The following is a 13,098-nucleotide window of genomic DNA, read 5'->3' on the forward strand; positions in this document are numbered from 1 at the left end:
GTTATTTACTCCGCTTGAGGGTTGAATAAGGCTTGATAGGCGCGCGCGGCCGCTTCCGGTTCATGGTCAAATACGCCGCCTATCACCGCCAATAAGTCTGCGCCCGCCGCCAATAAAGTTCCACCGTTTTCGGGCAGAATGCCGCCGATAGCGACTATGGGCACGTTTACCGATTGTTTGGCTCGGACCAAGCTGGCAATCTCGGCGGGCGCAGCCAACGGCTTCGATCCCGACGGGAAGAAGCGGCCGAATGCGACGTAATCCGCACCGGCTGCGGCCATGTTCTGTGCTTTTTCCGCATCGTTATAACACGATACCCCAATGATGGCGTCCGGACCCAATAGGCGCCGCGCTGTGGCGATTTCGCCATCGTCGCGACCTAGATGCACACCGTCAGCACCGACACTCATCGCCAACTCGACGCTATCGTTAATCAATAGCGGAGCATCGTAAGCATGGCAAACTTTCAACAAAAGCCTCGCTAATTGCGGCGCATCCAGCGGATTTTTGTCGCGGTATTGAATCACTCTGGCACCGCCGCGCAAGGCCGCTTCGACGTCTTTTACAATTTGGGAAATCGTTTTGTTTTCGGGCTGGGTGATGGCGTACAAACCGTGACGCGGAAATTTCATGCTTCTACCCAAAACAGCCGGTCGGGGTTGTATTGACCTTGTCCCGGACGGTAGGCGGCGGCCAGCGACTGCCAAGTAAATTCCTGAGCTTCGCTGACAGCGGTAAATACATCCAGACCTTGCGCCAGCAGCGCGGCGCTGGCGCTGGCCAGCGTGCAGCCCGAGCCGTGATAGCTGTGCGGCAGACGTTCCCAGTTAAAGGTTTCATTGAGATTGTCGGGCATATACAAACGGTTATGTACCAGTTCCGAGCTTTCGTGGGTGCCGGTGATTAGCACGTATTCGGCGCCTTTGCCCTGCAAGAAACGGCCGCAGTCGCCCAAATCGTTTTGCCCGGACAGACGGCGGGCTTCCTCGCTGTTGGGCGTCAATAAGGTGGTCAACGGCAGCAGTTGTTCGACGATGACATCAATTAATTGCTGGCCGGCCAATTCGGTGCCGCCGCCCGCCGCCAGTACCGGGTCCAGTACCACCGGAATAGCCGGATGTTGCCGCAAAATTTGCGCAATCGCTTCGGCTACAGCGGCGTCGCCAATCAAACCGATTTTGAATGCGGAGACTTTAAAATCGGCCAACAGGGTTTTTGCCTGAGTGAGAATGTCCTCCGGCTGTTGCGGAATCAGCGTCTTGACGTTGCGGCTGTCCTGTTCGGTTAACGCCGTAATCACACTAGCCGCATGGCATTGGTGGCTGATGATAGCTTCGATGTCGGCTTGCACACCGGCGCCACCGCTGGGATCGTGGCCGGAAAAACAGACTACCACCGGGCGGTTGCGGCTCATAAGCCGTCTCCATTCAGCAAGGCTAGAAACTCTTGTTCGCTGATGACGCTGACGCCTTTCTCGCGAGCGGCGTTGGTTTTATTGGCGCCGACATTGTCGCCAGCGACCAGATAGTCGGTTTTCGCCGACACCGAGCTACCGACTTTAGCGCCTTTTGCTTTGGCTAGTTTGCTCAAGTCGTCGCGGCTGCCGCTGTGTAGGGTGCCGGTGAACACCAAGGTTTTGCCGGCTAGCGGATGGGCGTTGTCGGTAGCTTGGTTTTGCGTTGATATCAGAGTAAAACCTAGCGCCATCAGGCTGTCGAATAAAGGTTTGATTTTGCCAAAGCCTTCAGTGATTACCGCGGCGGTTTTTTCCGCAAAGCCCTCGATAGCGACGATGTCCGCTTCGCTGAGATTGAAAATCTCCGGCAACGCATAATGTGCCAGCAGCCGTTCGCAGTTGCCCAGACCCATTCGAAATACCCCAAACGCGGACAGAAAACGCCAGTCTTCGATGGCTTCGTTGCGGCTGCGCAGCAATTGATCGACCAGGTTTTGCGATTGCTTGGGGCCGAAGCCCATGTTTTCGAATTCTGCGGCGGTTAAGGCGTAAATCTGGTCGACGCTTCGGATTTCGTTTTCGTAAAGCTTCTTGATGGTCGCAGCCCCGAAGCCGTCGTTGTTTTTCAGCACCCGGAAGAAATGTTCCATGCTGTTGCTGATTTGCGCCGGGCATTCCAGGTTGTTGGGGCAGACTAAATAGTCGTTGTCCCAAATCAATTCGTGGCCGCAGCTGGGGCAGGCACTAGGTACTTCCGGCTCGGCCGGACGCAGCACGGCCTCGATTTTGGGGATCACTTCGCCGGAGCGAGCCAAGCGGATCAGCGCACCTGGGCCTATGCCTTTATCCTGCACCATTTTGTAATGATGGGCGGTGGCTCTGGAGAGCAGGGCGCCGCTAAGGCGCACCGGTTCCAACTCGGCGACCGGGGTGATGCGGCCGGAGCGCGAGGTTTGCGGCGTGACGCCGATGACGGTGACTTCTGCGGTTTCCAGGTTTTCTTTGTAAGCCAGCTGCCAGCGGTGATGGTGGCGGGTGGCGCCCATCGCTTGTTTGAGTTGCTCGTCGACGATTTCCAGAATCACGCCGTCAACGTCGTAATCCAACTTATGCCAGATGTCTTTGACGATGGTTTCGAAGTTGTCGATCAGGTCCTGCCAGACTCCCTCCCAGCAAGGCAATATAGCAAACGGATAAAACACCGCCGCATGATCGGCGATGGCGCGTTCGGCGTGCTCGTCCAGTTCCTTTTCTTTGATCACGCTGGCCTGGAAGTTACGGGCGTTATCAAAAAACTCGGCCAGATTGGCGTCGAAATAACTGCGGCTGACCACAATTTCGCCGGCGCCCAGGCCTCGCTGGTCTTGATTGGCGACTTGCAAGCCGCGTTCGAATACGCGGGTGATGTCGGTACCTTTGCGGCCGTCGCCGCGGGTATATAGCATCCGGCCGTCGTCATAGGCAGCGTAACCATCGAGCTTGGGGGTAACCTTAAAGATCAGCTCGGCAAAGTTTTTATCTAGCTCAAGTGCGGCTTTTTCGATGCGGCCGGCCCAGCGTTCCACCTCGTCGCGGCTGTAGGCTTTGTCGGTGGAGAGCATCACGGTTGGCAGATCGACGGTTTTACCCGCGAAAGCGGGTTCCGGCTCGACTGTGTGCAGCAGCGGATGCTCGGGCTGACGTTTTTTCAGTTCTGCCAGATAAACGAAGTCGTAATCGGCATCGCTGATAATCGGTTCGCCGCCGCGATACAAAGCGTTGGCAATCTCCAGGAACGTCACTAATTCACTGTCCGTCACGGTATGCAGCAAATCCGCGTGTGTGCACAATTCGCAAAAACGATTCTCACCAAGATCGTTCGAACTTAGCGTGGTCTTCAAAAGAATAGCTTTTTGACTGTCGGTAAGCATGCCGGGGATAGATGTGTCGGGTAGGGCGGCGATTATAGAGGATAATATCGCAAAAAAAAGGCGGGAGAGAGAACTCGCCCGCCGAAGCATCTATCTTTCAAGAGGATCATGTCAACGGTAGGAAATCGCGTGACATGGGCTTAATATAAAGTTTTATTGGGAACAAGCGTTGATCTAGGTCAATGTTTGGCGGGTTATTGAATAGCCTGTTCTTCAGCCGTGTTGGTGGCGGGGTGGCAGGTTTTACACAAGCCGTGAATTTCAATGGTTTTACGCTGCGGTACGAAGCCGGCATCGCCAAGTTCTTTGGATAATGCGCTGAGTACCGAAGGCGCGGCGCGCTCCTGAACCGTATGGCACGCGGTGCAGATTAACAGTAGTTGATCGTGTTGGGTGCCGGAGCAGTGACAGCCGACGAACGCATTTAAACTCTCCACCCGATGAATCAGGCCTTGTTCCAACAGAAAATCCAAGGCCCGGTAGACTGTCGAGGGTTTTGCGGCGTCGTTTACCGGCCTGATTTGATCCAGCAAGTCGTAGGCTTTAACGGCCTTATGACTGTTCCAGATCAGCTCCAAAATCTTGTGGCGGATGGGGGTCAGTTGTACGCCGCGCGTTAAGCAAAGTTGTTCGGCTACACTTATCGCCCTGTGGATGCATACGTTATGGTCATGCTCTGGTGCCGGGAAAATTGCTTGGTCGGTCATTTTGCAAAGGGTGATTGGGTTCATTCATTTTGTCGATGCGGTAAGTTATAGTGCCAGCATAAACAACCCATTTCAAATCGGATTACCAAATAAATTTTGTGTTTTTTTAAGGCGCGCGGTTAAGCGCCATAGTATGGTTGTTTGGCGGTTTCTCGGCGGACTTTTGCGAGCGGCTATAAGTAATTTTGAGGCAATAAATGAGAAGGATTACATTCCTGGTTTATGCAGTGCTATGGATTTTGTTGATTAGCCTGAACCTTTACCAGCAAGTCACGGATACCAAACAGTACGCGCAAAAAATTGCCACGCGCCAAGCCGAGATGTTTTTCGATCATATCGTCTTGATCAGAAAATGGAATGCGTTGCACGGCGGCGTTTACGTGCCTATCACCGAGAGTACTCAGCCCAATCCTTACCTGGAAGTTCCTCATCGCGATGTAGAGACCACCGATGGCAAGCACCTGACTTTAATTAATCCAGCTTATATGACTCGGCAGCTCTCGGAAATGGGTGACGAATCGGATATTGCCTTTCATATTACCGGTTTTAATCCGATTCGCCCGGAAAATCGGCCGGACCAATGGGAAGCAGAGGCATTGTTGGCGTTCCAGCAAGGTCAAAAAAGTGTGAGCAGTATCGGCACTATCAACGGGCAATCTTTTTATCGTTACATGGCGCCGCTGCATGTCGATCAAAGTTGCCTCGTTTGCCATCAGCGGCAAGGCTATAAAGAGGGCGAAATTCGCGGCGGTATTAGTGTCAGTATTCCCAGTGCCAGTATCGATGCTTTTGTGAGCGAGCGTCTGGAGCATTTGACAATCACCCATGCAATTGTGGCAGTTATCGGTTTGATCGTATTGCTGTTGTCTTATTTGGCGCAAGCCAGACTAAGCCTGCGCCTGGATAAAGCCAAAAGCCGTATGCAACTGGCGTATCTGGATTCGTTGACCTTGCTACCCAATCGCCGTTACTACGATGCCTTTGTAAAAAGGGAGTGGAAGCGCGCCTTGCGGCATAAATATCCTATCTCGATGATCATGATAGACATCGATTTCTTCAAGCTATACAACGACAATCTCGGACATATCGAGGGCGATCATTGTTTGCGGCAAGTGGCTAAAACCTTGAAGCGTTTCTTTAGAAGGCCGGGCGATTTGATTGCACGTTACGGTGGCGAAGAGTTTTGCGTGGTCGCGGCCTGCGATGCCGAACAAATCATGGTGTTGGCCGAAATTCTGCGTAAAGCCGTCGAGAATATGCGTCTGCCGCATCCGGCTTCCAAAATTTCCGAATTTGTGACTATCAGTCTTGGCGTTGCCAGTATCGTTCCGAGTGACGACCTGTCTTTCGAAAGCCTGCTGCACGCTGCGGATCAGGCGCTATACGATGCCAAGGCCACCGGTAGAAACCGGGTTGGCAAACGCCGGGTTTGAAACGATGGCCAGGGCCGGTGTTTGACCGGCCCTGGCCATGTCAGTTACGAATATTTTTCCAATAGTTTGGCATGAGCGGCTGCCAAGCGAGCCACGGGAATGCGCGGCGCGGAACACGATACATAGTTCAAGCCTAGGTCGTGAACGAATTTAATCGAACGCGGATGGCCGCCGTGTTCGCCGCAAATGCCTATTTTCAAATCCGGGCGCTGCTGACGACCCAGTTCCACGGCCATTTTCATCAGTTTGCCCAAGCCCTCAATATCCAGCGTTTCGAAGGGGTTGTCTTCCAGCAGGCCTGATTCTTCGTACAGCGGTAAGAATTTGTTCTCGGCATCCTCGCGGGAGAACGAGAACGTGGCCTGGGTTAAATCGTTGGTGCCGAATGAAAAGAAAGCAGCCGTCGCGGCCAGACGGTCGGCACGGGTACATGCCCGCACTGTTTCAATCATTGTGCCGAACTTGAAGTTGAGCTTGAGTTTGTATTGCGCTTCCACTTCAGCTTGAATCTCGTCGACATAGGTTTTCACGGTTTTCAATTCCTGTGCGGTGATCACCTGCGGCACCATGATTTCCGGTTCGACCGGAATCCGTTGTTTCACGCACAATGCCGCCGCTTCCAGAATTGAACGGATCTGCATTTTGTAGATTTCCGGATAGCTCATACCCAGCCTGACGCCGCGATGACCCAGCATTGGGTTAACTTCGTACAGCTCCAGCACTTTGTCCAGCATCATTTGTTTTTTGCTGATTGCTTCTAAAATCACGTCTTCGTTGAGCATATTGAACGGTGCCGGCATTTCCGCCGGGTGCGCCAGCGTATCCAGCGTGACCCGTTGGCCTTTGACGATGGTCAGGTAGTGTTTCAGCGCATCCAGCTCATCAATCAATTGGTGCTCATTGGGCAAAAACTCGTGCATAGGCGGATCCAGCAAACGCACGGTAACCGGGTGCGGCGACATGGCTTCGAACAACTGTTGGAAGTCATCGCGTTGAATCGGGAACAGTTTGGCTAAAGCCGCCTCGCGTTCTTCGGTGTTGTGCGCCAGAATCATGTCTACCACTAAGGGTAAACGGTCGGCGGCGTTAAACATGCGTTCGGTACGGCACAAACCTACACCTTTGGCGCCGTAGCTGACCGCCAGTCTCGCGGTTTCCGGCGTGTCGACATTAGCATGCACACGCAAGCGGGCTATGCTGTCGGCCCAGCCCAGCAAGGTTTTTAATTCCTCAGAGAATGAGGGCGGAATGGTGGGGATCCGGCCCAAATAGATATTGCCGTTGCTGCCGTCTATCGTAATCAGGTCGCCTTCCTTGATATGGATGTCGCCGACGATAGCCAAGCGGGCGCGGACATCGACTTTGATGTCTTCAGCCCCAGCCACGCAGGCTTTACCCATGCCGCGCGCCACCACCGCAGCGTGCGAGGTTTTGCCGCCGCGGCTGGTTAAGATGCCTTGTGCAGCGAAAAAGCCGTGGATGTCTTCCGGTTTGGTTTCTTCGCGTAGCAAAATCAAGTCTTGGCCGGTTTTACCCAGTCGAACGGCGGTGTCCGCGTCGAATACGCAATGGCCACACGCGGCGCCGGGGGAAGCCGGCAGGCCTTGGGCAATGGCTTTGACCTCGTGATTGGGGGCCAATTGCGGATGCAGCAATTGTTCCAGCATGTCGGGATTGATCCGCAGCAGCGCTTGTTCTTTGCTTATCAGGCCTTCCGCCACCATATCGATGGAGGTTTTCACCATCGCGGTCGCGTTCATTTTGCCGTTTCGGGTTTGCAAACAATACAGAATGCCGCGCTCTATGGTGTACTCGTAATCCTGCACTTCGTGATAATGCGCTTCCAGTTTATTGCGCAGCTCCACCAGTTGCCGGTATTGCTCGGGCATTTCCTTCGCCATTTCATGGACCGGTTTGGGGGTACGAATGCCGGCGACCACGTCTTCGCCTTGGGCGTTGACCAGGTATTCGCCGTACATCTCGTTGACACCTGTGCCGGGATTACGAGTGAAACCGACGCCGGTGGCGCAGTCGTCGCCCATATTGCCGAATACCATGGTGACGATATTGACGGCGGTGCCGTTGGCAATGTCCGGGGTGATGTGAAACTCGCGGCGGTAATCGACCGCACGTTTTCCCAGCCAGGAGTTAAAGACCGCACGAATGGCGATTTCCAATTGTTGGTAAACGTCTTCCGGAAATGGCCGGCCGGTTTCTTCGTGGACGACGGTCAGGAACAGTTCGCTGATTTCCTGTAGTTGGTCGGCAGTCAATGCCACGTCGGCTTTGATGCCGGCTGCACGCTTGACGTTGTTGAAATGGACGTCGAATTTTTCGTCGTCGATACCCAGCGCTACCTTGCCGAATAATTGGATGAAGCGGCGATAGGCATCGTAAGCAAAGCGCGGGTCGTCGGTCATTTCGATCAAGCCGGCCAGGGTTTGCTTGTTCAAGCCCAAGTTCAGAATGGTGTCCATCATGCCCGGCATCGAGATGGCCGAGCCGGAACGTACCGAAACCAGTAGCGGGTCGTTGGCGCCGCCAAACGATTTACCGCTCAGTTGCTCGATTTCGGCGATTTGCTGACGAACTTCATCCATCAGATCGACGGGTAACTGTTTGTTTTCCAGGTAAGTCAGACAGGTTTGGGTAGTGATGACAAAGCCTGGCGGTACGTTAAAGCCCATTTGCGTCATTTCGCACAGGTTTGCGCCTTTGCCGCCCAGTAATGCCTTGTTTTTGCCGTCGCCCGTATTGAATGAATAGCTGTATTTTGGAGTCATTATGGCCTTGTCGAAGTGTTGAAGTTAAATGATGGCTGCGGGAAACGCCTTGAGTAGCTTGTCGGCGTCTCGTGATGCCGGGTATTGCGGTTAGAATACCCCACTTTTTACCTATTTTTTTGAGTCATTACAAGTTACGCGCCATGGATAAATTTGATGTCATCATCGTCGGAGCCGGCGCGTCCGGCTTAATGTGCGCTATCGAAGCCGCCAAGCGCGGCCGGCGGGTGAAGATAGTGGAACATGCCAACAAGCCGGGCAAAAAGATACTGATGTCCGGTGGCGGCCGTTGCAATTTCACCAACTACAGCATAGCCCCGGAAAATTACATTTCCAATAATCCGCATTTTTGCAAGTCGGCGCTTAGCCGCTTCACGCAGTGGGATTTTTTGAGTTTTGTGCAGCGCCACCAAATACCGTTTCACGAACGCTTGCACGGGCAATTGTTTTGTGACAACAGCGCCAAGGATATTTTGGATGCGCTGTTAAAAGAATGCGGGCAAGTTGGCGTGACGCTGGCGTTAAATTGTCGGGTGGAGCGATTGGAGAAACGCGGCGACGGCGATTTTTTACTGCACACCAGTAGCAGTGTGATGTCTGCATCAGCCTTGGTCATTGCCAGCGGCGGCTTATCGATACCGAAAATGGGCGCCACGCCGTTTGGTTATAAAGTCGCGGAACAATTCGGCATCAAAGTTTGGCCGACCCGAGCCGGTTTGGTGCCGTTAACGCTGCAACCGGAGGACTCACAGCGCTTTACCCCGCTGACCGGTATCGCCGTGCCTTGCCGGGTAAGCAATCATCAGCAGTCGTTCAAAGAAAATATTTTATTCACCCATCGAGGTTTAAGTGGGCCGGCAATCCTGCAAATTTCCTCGTATTGGCATCCCGGCGAAGCGCTGCATGTGGACTTATTGCCGGATATGGATCTGGCGGAGATATTGAAAGAAAAGCGGCGGCAAGGTAGCAAGTTAAAAATCCAAAATTTACTGGCCGACTACTTACCCAAACGCTTGTTACAAGCCTTATTGGACGAGCGGCAGCTAGATATTACCGTCGCCAATTGCGCGGACAAAGATCTGAACGTGATCGCGGAAAATCTGCACCACTGGACGATCAAACCCAATGCCACCGAAGGCTATCGTACTGCCGAAGTAACCGTGGGGGGCGTGGATTGCGATGCGATTTCCTCGAAAACCATGCAGAGCTTGCAAGTGTCGGGGTTGTATTTTGTTGGGGAAGTGTTGGATGTCACCGGGTGGCTGGGCGGATATAACTTTCAGTGGGCTTGGGCTTCGGGGTGGTGTGCGGGGCAGTATGTTTAAAGTTTTTCTCTATCAATCAGGTCCTTAAATTCCCTAAATTCGTCATTCCCGCGAAGGCGGGAATCCAGTATAGCTGCTAGGCTCCCGCTTTCGCGGTAATGACGGCCATAGGAAATTTAAGGGCTGGGTTAATAAGAGGTGTCGCTGTCGCGACGGGTGTTTTGAAGTCGGTTCTCGGACCGACAACCGAGATACTTTCTTTTGCGTCGCCAAAAGAAAGTATCCAAAGAAAAGGCGACCCGGATGCCGCTTTTATCCTGCGCGCCGAAGGCTTTGAACGGGGTTTTCCGAAGGGGCATCCCAGCCCCTGCGGAAAACGCGATGCATCCCTGCATCGCCCCTCACGGGCCGATCCGTCCAAACCCTCCGGTGCTCGGCGCGGCATACGGGAGAAAACCCCGTCGCGAAATTCGAAACCCAGCTAATATTTGCGGAGTTTATTTGGCGGTAGGTTAGGGCGGATGTCGTTAGACGATCCGCCAAATTTGATGGCTATCATTCGGCGGAACGCCTATCGGCTTCCACCTTAAGCGGGTTAAGTTTTTAGGAGGCGGCGTTAATGTGTTTTAAAGTTGATAAAAAGCTCATTTTTTCTTCAGCAGTTTTTGGTTTATCAGTCTTTTCCATCACTAGCCAGGCGAACAGTTTTATAGCAACTCAATTGAACACGTTAGGTGGTAACGTTAGTCGTGCCTACGGAATCAACGACCATGGGCAGGTCGTAGGCCTTGCTTCTCTATATGGCGAGCAATCAAGCCATGCAGTTTTATGGCAGCCAGGTGTAAAAATGCCTATTGATCTAGGAACATTGGGCGGCAGCTCAAGTTTTGCATATGACATTAACAACAATGGCCAAATAGTGGGTTCTGCTAGTACTGGTAGAGATAGCCATGCAGTATTTTGGGAACCCGGTTCAACCACTGCAATCGCTCTAACCAACCTAGTTGATTTGAGTAGCTTCGCCAACGACATAAACAATAACGGACAAATCGTGGGTTATGAGTCAATAGTTCCCGCCCGAGCCACGCAGTGGCAAACCGGTTCAACGACGCCAAGCTATCTCAATATTCCGATGGTACACAGTAGTGTTGCAAATGCCATTAATGACGTTGGTCAAATTGTCGGTTATGTATCACACGGCACTTCAGACATTCACGCTGCATTATGGCAACCCGGAGCAAATACAGAAATTAATCTTGGCAAATCCAGTTGGGCCAACGACATCAACAGTATTGGTCAAATTGTTGGTGTTGCATCTTTTGATTCCGGCGTTAATCATGCCGGGTTGTGGCAGCCAGGCTCGACTATACCGATTAATCTCGGCACACTTGGTGGAGATATGAGCATCGCTTATGCTGTCAATGACTTCGGTGTTGTTGTAGGCGGAGCAAAAACCTTAGAAGGCCAGGGACATGCTGCTTTATGGCAGAGCGGTTCAACAACTCCTATCGATCTCAACACCTTGGTTTCTTTAACTAGCGGTTATCTAGAACTAGCTCTTGGCATCAACAATAACGGGCAGATTATTGTTCAAAGCTCAGATAATATCGCTTATTTACTGACTCCCATTCCTGCCAACGTACCAATACCAGCTAGTTTTGGGCTATTCAGTTCTGCTATTTTGTTTTTTGCATGCTTTAAGCTTTGCACTCGTTCCCGCGTCGCTTAAGAACCTTGGCGCTCAGGGGGGGACATCGTGACGCGCACCGCTTAGCGAAAGATGCTCATTCATGCGCCGGCAAATCCTGCATTTTGGAACAAGTACTTTGTAATAATCCCGCTGGTCTTATTTCCCTTGAGGAACCCCTTAAATTTTAGTGCCTTAAATGTAACTGGAGTAGCGTTATTCGTAATGACTCCACAGCCGAAAAACCTTAACTTGTTTCTCGTTGCTTAAAACTTGATAAATCAAGCGATGCTGAATATTGATACGCCGGGAATAAGCGCCGGCCAAGTCGCCGATGAGTTTTTCATAAGGCAGCGGATTTTGAAATGGATCGTTTTTTAAAATCTCTATTAGCTGTAATGCCTTGCCCTTCAGTTCCGCAGTCGCAAGCTTTTTGGCGTCTTTCTGCGCTTGGTTGGTGTAGATGATTTCCCAACTCACCAATCGAGTTCCTTGCTGCATTCATCGGCACTGGTTGCCATGCCTTCTAAAATGGATTCGCGCATGCCGGGGACGCTGAGCAAATACAGGGTTTCCTGTATGGCCGACCAATCATCGGCGGAGAGTAACACCGCGTTGGCGCGTTTGCCGGTGATGGCAATGGGTTGGTGCGATTCAGCGGTTTGATCGATAAGGCGATAAAGGTTCGCGCGAGCTTCACTGGCAGTTAAAGTTTGCATATTTGCACCTTAAACAAGATCGAAAGTTTGATCGTACGTTAAGGCGTACTTCTAGGCAAATTGTTTACGTTTCATGATGCTCACGCCGGACATGGGAGCAAGGTTAAACCGCTGTCGCGGTAGCGACACTTAAGCTGCGGAACTATTTACTCAGCAGTGTTTCAATGCCAAATGAACAGTCAATTCAGCTTTTCCAACAATGCCGGTTTTACCTGCTCAAGCCAATCCAGAACTCGGGTTTTGGTCAGCTCGGGTTGGTTGTGATGATCCAGCACCAGGCCGACAAACTTGCCATCGACTACCGAACTGGAGTGGGTAAAGTGATAGCCATCCGTGCTCCAGGTGCCGGTCACCTCGGCACCATAAGACCGAACGTGGTGATACAAATGAATTAATGAGCTGGCAAAGCGCGCGTAGTATTTTTGTTGGTTACCCAAACCAAACAGGGCAACCCGCTTTCCGGATAAATCCGCCTCATCCAGGCGGAATAAAAACTCTTCCCAGTTGCCTTCTTCGCTGCCGGTGGTTCTGCCGGGTATTTCGCCGACGCCGTAACTGGGCATTCCCAAAATCAAGGCTTTGTAACCAAGCAATTCCGTTACTGTTGCTTGATTAACATTCACCGGTTCGCTGGCAATTTCGTCGCCCAAAACTCGGTACATGACCTGCGCCATCATCGCTGTCATACCTTTCTCGGTGCCGTAGAAAATTCCAATCTTGTTCATTGTTAAATCTCCATCGAATTGTCTACAAGCAGCAAAGCAAAATTTAAACCATCAGTAATCTTGGGTTCTGAGTTCTCGCTAAGTCGGTAACTTCAACGCTTTGCGGTAGACTGCCCAGTGGAAAGGGGCGAAACAGTGACTAACGTATTTGGTTATCTTTGTAACAATGAAACAGACACTCTGTCAGTTGCTTACAAAATCTGACAGAAATGTTGCTGTGTTTGGCTGATGCATAACGCTTTTTCTGAATTAGACGGTTTTTTATCAACCAGCCGAACAATGGCTTGAACCTTTCTGGGCATAGGCGGTAATCATTAATGGCTTAATCTTGAGATGGTTCATGGCACAAGCGGTTGGCCTAATCACATTCGCTGTGTGATAATCGAATTCAACTGCTAAGCTTCTGCTAACAG

Annotated in this window: 11 protein-coding genes; 3 read left to right on the forward strand and 8 right to left on the reverse strand. The window is 51.9% G+C overall.

All coding sequences use genetic code 11. The features are described 5' to 3' along the window. Positions 1 to 5: 5 nt before the first annotated feature. The 4 genes from thiE to JWZ98_RS07680 all read right to left on the reverse strand — a co-directional run bounded on the left by thiE (position 6) and on the right by JWZ98_RS07680 (position 4,073). On the reverse strand, positions 6 to 632 hold the full coding sequence (gene thiE / locus JWZ98_RS07665; RefSeq protein WP_205453843.1) for a thiamine phosphate synthase: 627 nt from the start codon (positions 630 to 632) through the stop codon (positions 6 to 8). Next, positions 629 to 1,414, reverse strand: coding sequence for a hydroxymethylpyrimidine/phosphomethylpyrimidine kinase (locus JWZ98_RS07670; protein WP_205453844.1), 786 nt, complete (start codon positions 1,412 to 1,414; stop codon positions 629 to 631). Before JWZ98_RS07670 ends, thiE begins: the two co-directional genes overlap by 4 nt. Beyond that, positions 1,411 to 3,366 (reverse strand): BRCT domain-containing protein, encoded by a 1,956-nt coding sequence (locus JWZ98_RS07675; protein ID WP_205453845.1) that lies wholly within the window; start codon positions 3,364 to 3,366, stop codon positions 1,411 to 1,413. The genes JWZ98_RS07670 and JWZ98_RS07675 overlap by 4 nt, the downstream gene beginning before the upstream one ends. A 194-nt stretch (positions 3,367 to 3,560) precedes the next feature. Continuing rightward, complete coding sequence (locus tag JWZ98_RS07680; RefSeq protein ID WP_240348259.1) at positions 3,561 to 4,073, reverse strand: transcriptional repressor; 513 nt, start codon at positions 4,071 to 4,073, stop codon at positions 3,561 to 3,563. A 197-nt stretch (positions 4,074 to 4,270) separates the two neighbouring features. Here JWZ98_RS07680 and JWZ98_RS07685 point away from each other — a divergent pair, with 197 nt between their 5' ends. After that, complete coding sequence (locus JWZ98_RS07685) at positions 4,271 to 5,506, forward strand: diguanylate cyclase (protein WP_240348261.1); 1,236 nt, start codon at positions 4,271 to 4,273, stop codon at positions 5,504 to 5,506. Between the two features lie 44 nt (positions 5,507 to 5,550). Here JWZ98_RS07685 and ppdK read toward each other — a convergent pair whose 3' ends face one another. Then, positions 5,551 to 8,289, reverse strand: a complete 2,739-nt coding sequence (gene ppdK, locus JWZ98_RS07690; RefSeq protein ID WP_205453846.1) for a pyruvate, phosphate dikinase — start codon at positions 8,287 to 8,289, stop codon at positions 5,551 to 5,553. A 143-nt stretch (positions 8,290 to 8,432) separates the two neighbouring features. On the opposite strand from ppdK, the gene JWZ98_RS07695 reads away from it, so the two are divergent. Continuing rightward, positions 8,433 to 9,614, forward strand: coding sequence for an NAD(P)/FAD-dependent oxidoreductase (locus tag JWZ98_RS07695; RefSeq protein ID WP_205453847.1), 1,182 nt, complete (start codon positions 8,433 to 8,435; stop codon positions 9,612 to 9,614). A 559-nt stretch (positions 9,615 to 10,173) separates the two neighbouring features. Then, positions 10,174 to 11,283, forward strand: a complete 1,110-nt coding sequence (locus JWZ98_RS07700; protein ID WP_205453848.1) for a hypothetical protein — start codon at positions 10,174 to 10,176, stop codon at positions 11,281 to 11,283. A 174-nt stretch (positions 11,284 to 11,457) separates the two neighbouring features. On the opposite strand, the gene JWZ98_RS07705 is transcribed toward JWZ98_RS07700, so the two are convergent. From JWZ98_RS07705 to JWZ98_RS07715, 3 genes are all read right to left on the reverse strand, one after another. After that, positions 11,458 to 11,721, reverse strand: coding sequence for a Txe/YoeB family addiction module toxin (locus tag JWZ98_RS07705; protein ID WP_205453849.1), 264 nt, complete (start codon positions 11,719 to 11,721; stop codon positions 11,458 to 11,460). Continuing rightward, on the reverse strand, positions 11,718 to 11,960 hold the full coding sequence (locus tag JWZ98_RS07710) for a type II toxin-antitoxin system Phd/YefM family antitoxin (RefSeq protein ID WP_205453850.1): 243 nt from the start codon (positions 11,958 to 11,960) through the stop codon (positions 11,718 to 11,720). Before JWZ98_RS07710 ends, JWZ98_RS07705 begins: the two co-directional genes overlap by 4 nt. A 179-nt stretch (positions 11,961 to 12,139) precedes the next feature. After that, positions 12,140 to 12,685 (reverse strand): flavodoxin, encoded by a 546-nt coding sequence (locus JWZ98_RS07715; RefSeq protein ID WP_205453851.1) that lies wholly within the window; start codon positions 12,683 to 12,685, stop codon positions 12,140 to 12,142. Between the last annotated feature and the right edge of the window lie 413 nt (positions 12,686 to 13,098).

The sequence above is a fragment of the Methylomonas sp. EFPC1 genome (assembly GCF_016925515.1).
Taxonomy (GTDB): Bacteria; Pseudomonadota; Gammaproteobacteria; order Methylococcales; family Methylomonadaceae; genus Methylomonas; species Methylomonas defluvii.

Coding starts and splice junctions, on each gene's coding strand:
- JWZ98_RS07670 (WP_205453844.1), bottom strand. CDS start 1,414: ATGAGCCGCAACCGCCCGGTGGTAGTCTGTTTTTCCGGCCACGATCCC.
- JWZ98_RS07695 (WP_205453847.1), top strand. CDS start 8,433: ATGGATAAATTTGATGTCATCATCGTCGGAGCCGGCGCGTCCGGCTTA.
- JWZ98_RS07680 (WP_240348259.1), bottom strand. CDS start 4,073: ATGACCGACCAAGCAATTTTCCCGGCACCAGAGCATGACCATAACGTA.
- JWZ98_RS07685 (WP_240348261.1), top strand. CDS start 4,271: ATGAGAAGGATTACATTCCTGGTTTATGCAGTGCTATGGATTTTGTTG.
- JWZ98_RS07710 (WP_205453850.1), bottom strand. CDS start 11,960: ATGCAAACTTTAACTGCCAGTGAAGCTCGCGCGAACCTTTATCGCCTT.
- ppdK (WP_205453846.1), bottom strand. CDS start 8,289: ATGACTCCAAAATACAGCTATTCATTCAATACGGGCGACGGCAAAAAC.
- JWZ98_RS07675 (WP_205453845.1), bottom strand. CDS start 3,366: ATGCTTACCGACAGTCAAAAAGCTATTCTTTTGAAGACCACGCTAAGT.
- JWZ98_RS07700 (WP_205453848.1), top strand. CDS start 10,174: ATGTGTTTTAAAGTTGATAAAAAGCTCATTTTTTCTTCAGCAGTTTTT.
- JWZ98_RS07715 (WP_205453851.1), bottom strand. CDS start 12,685: ATGAACAAGATTGGAATTTTCTACGGCACCGAGAAAGGTATGACAGCG.
- thiE (WP_205453843.1), bottom strand. CDS start 632: ATGAAATTTCCGCGTCACGGTTTGTACGCCATCACCCAGCCCGAAAAC.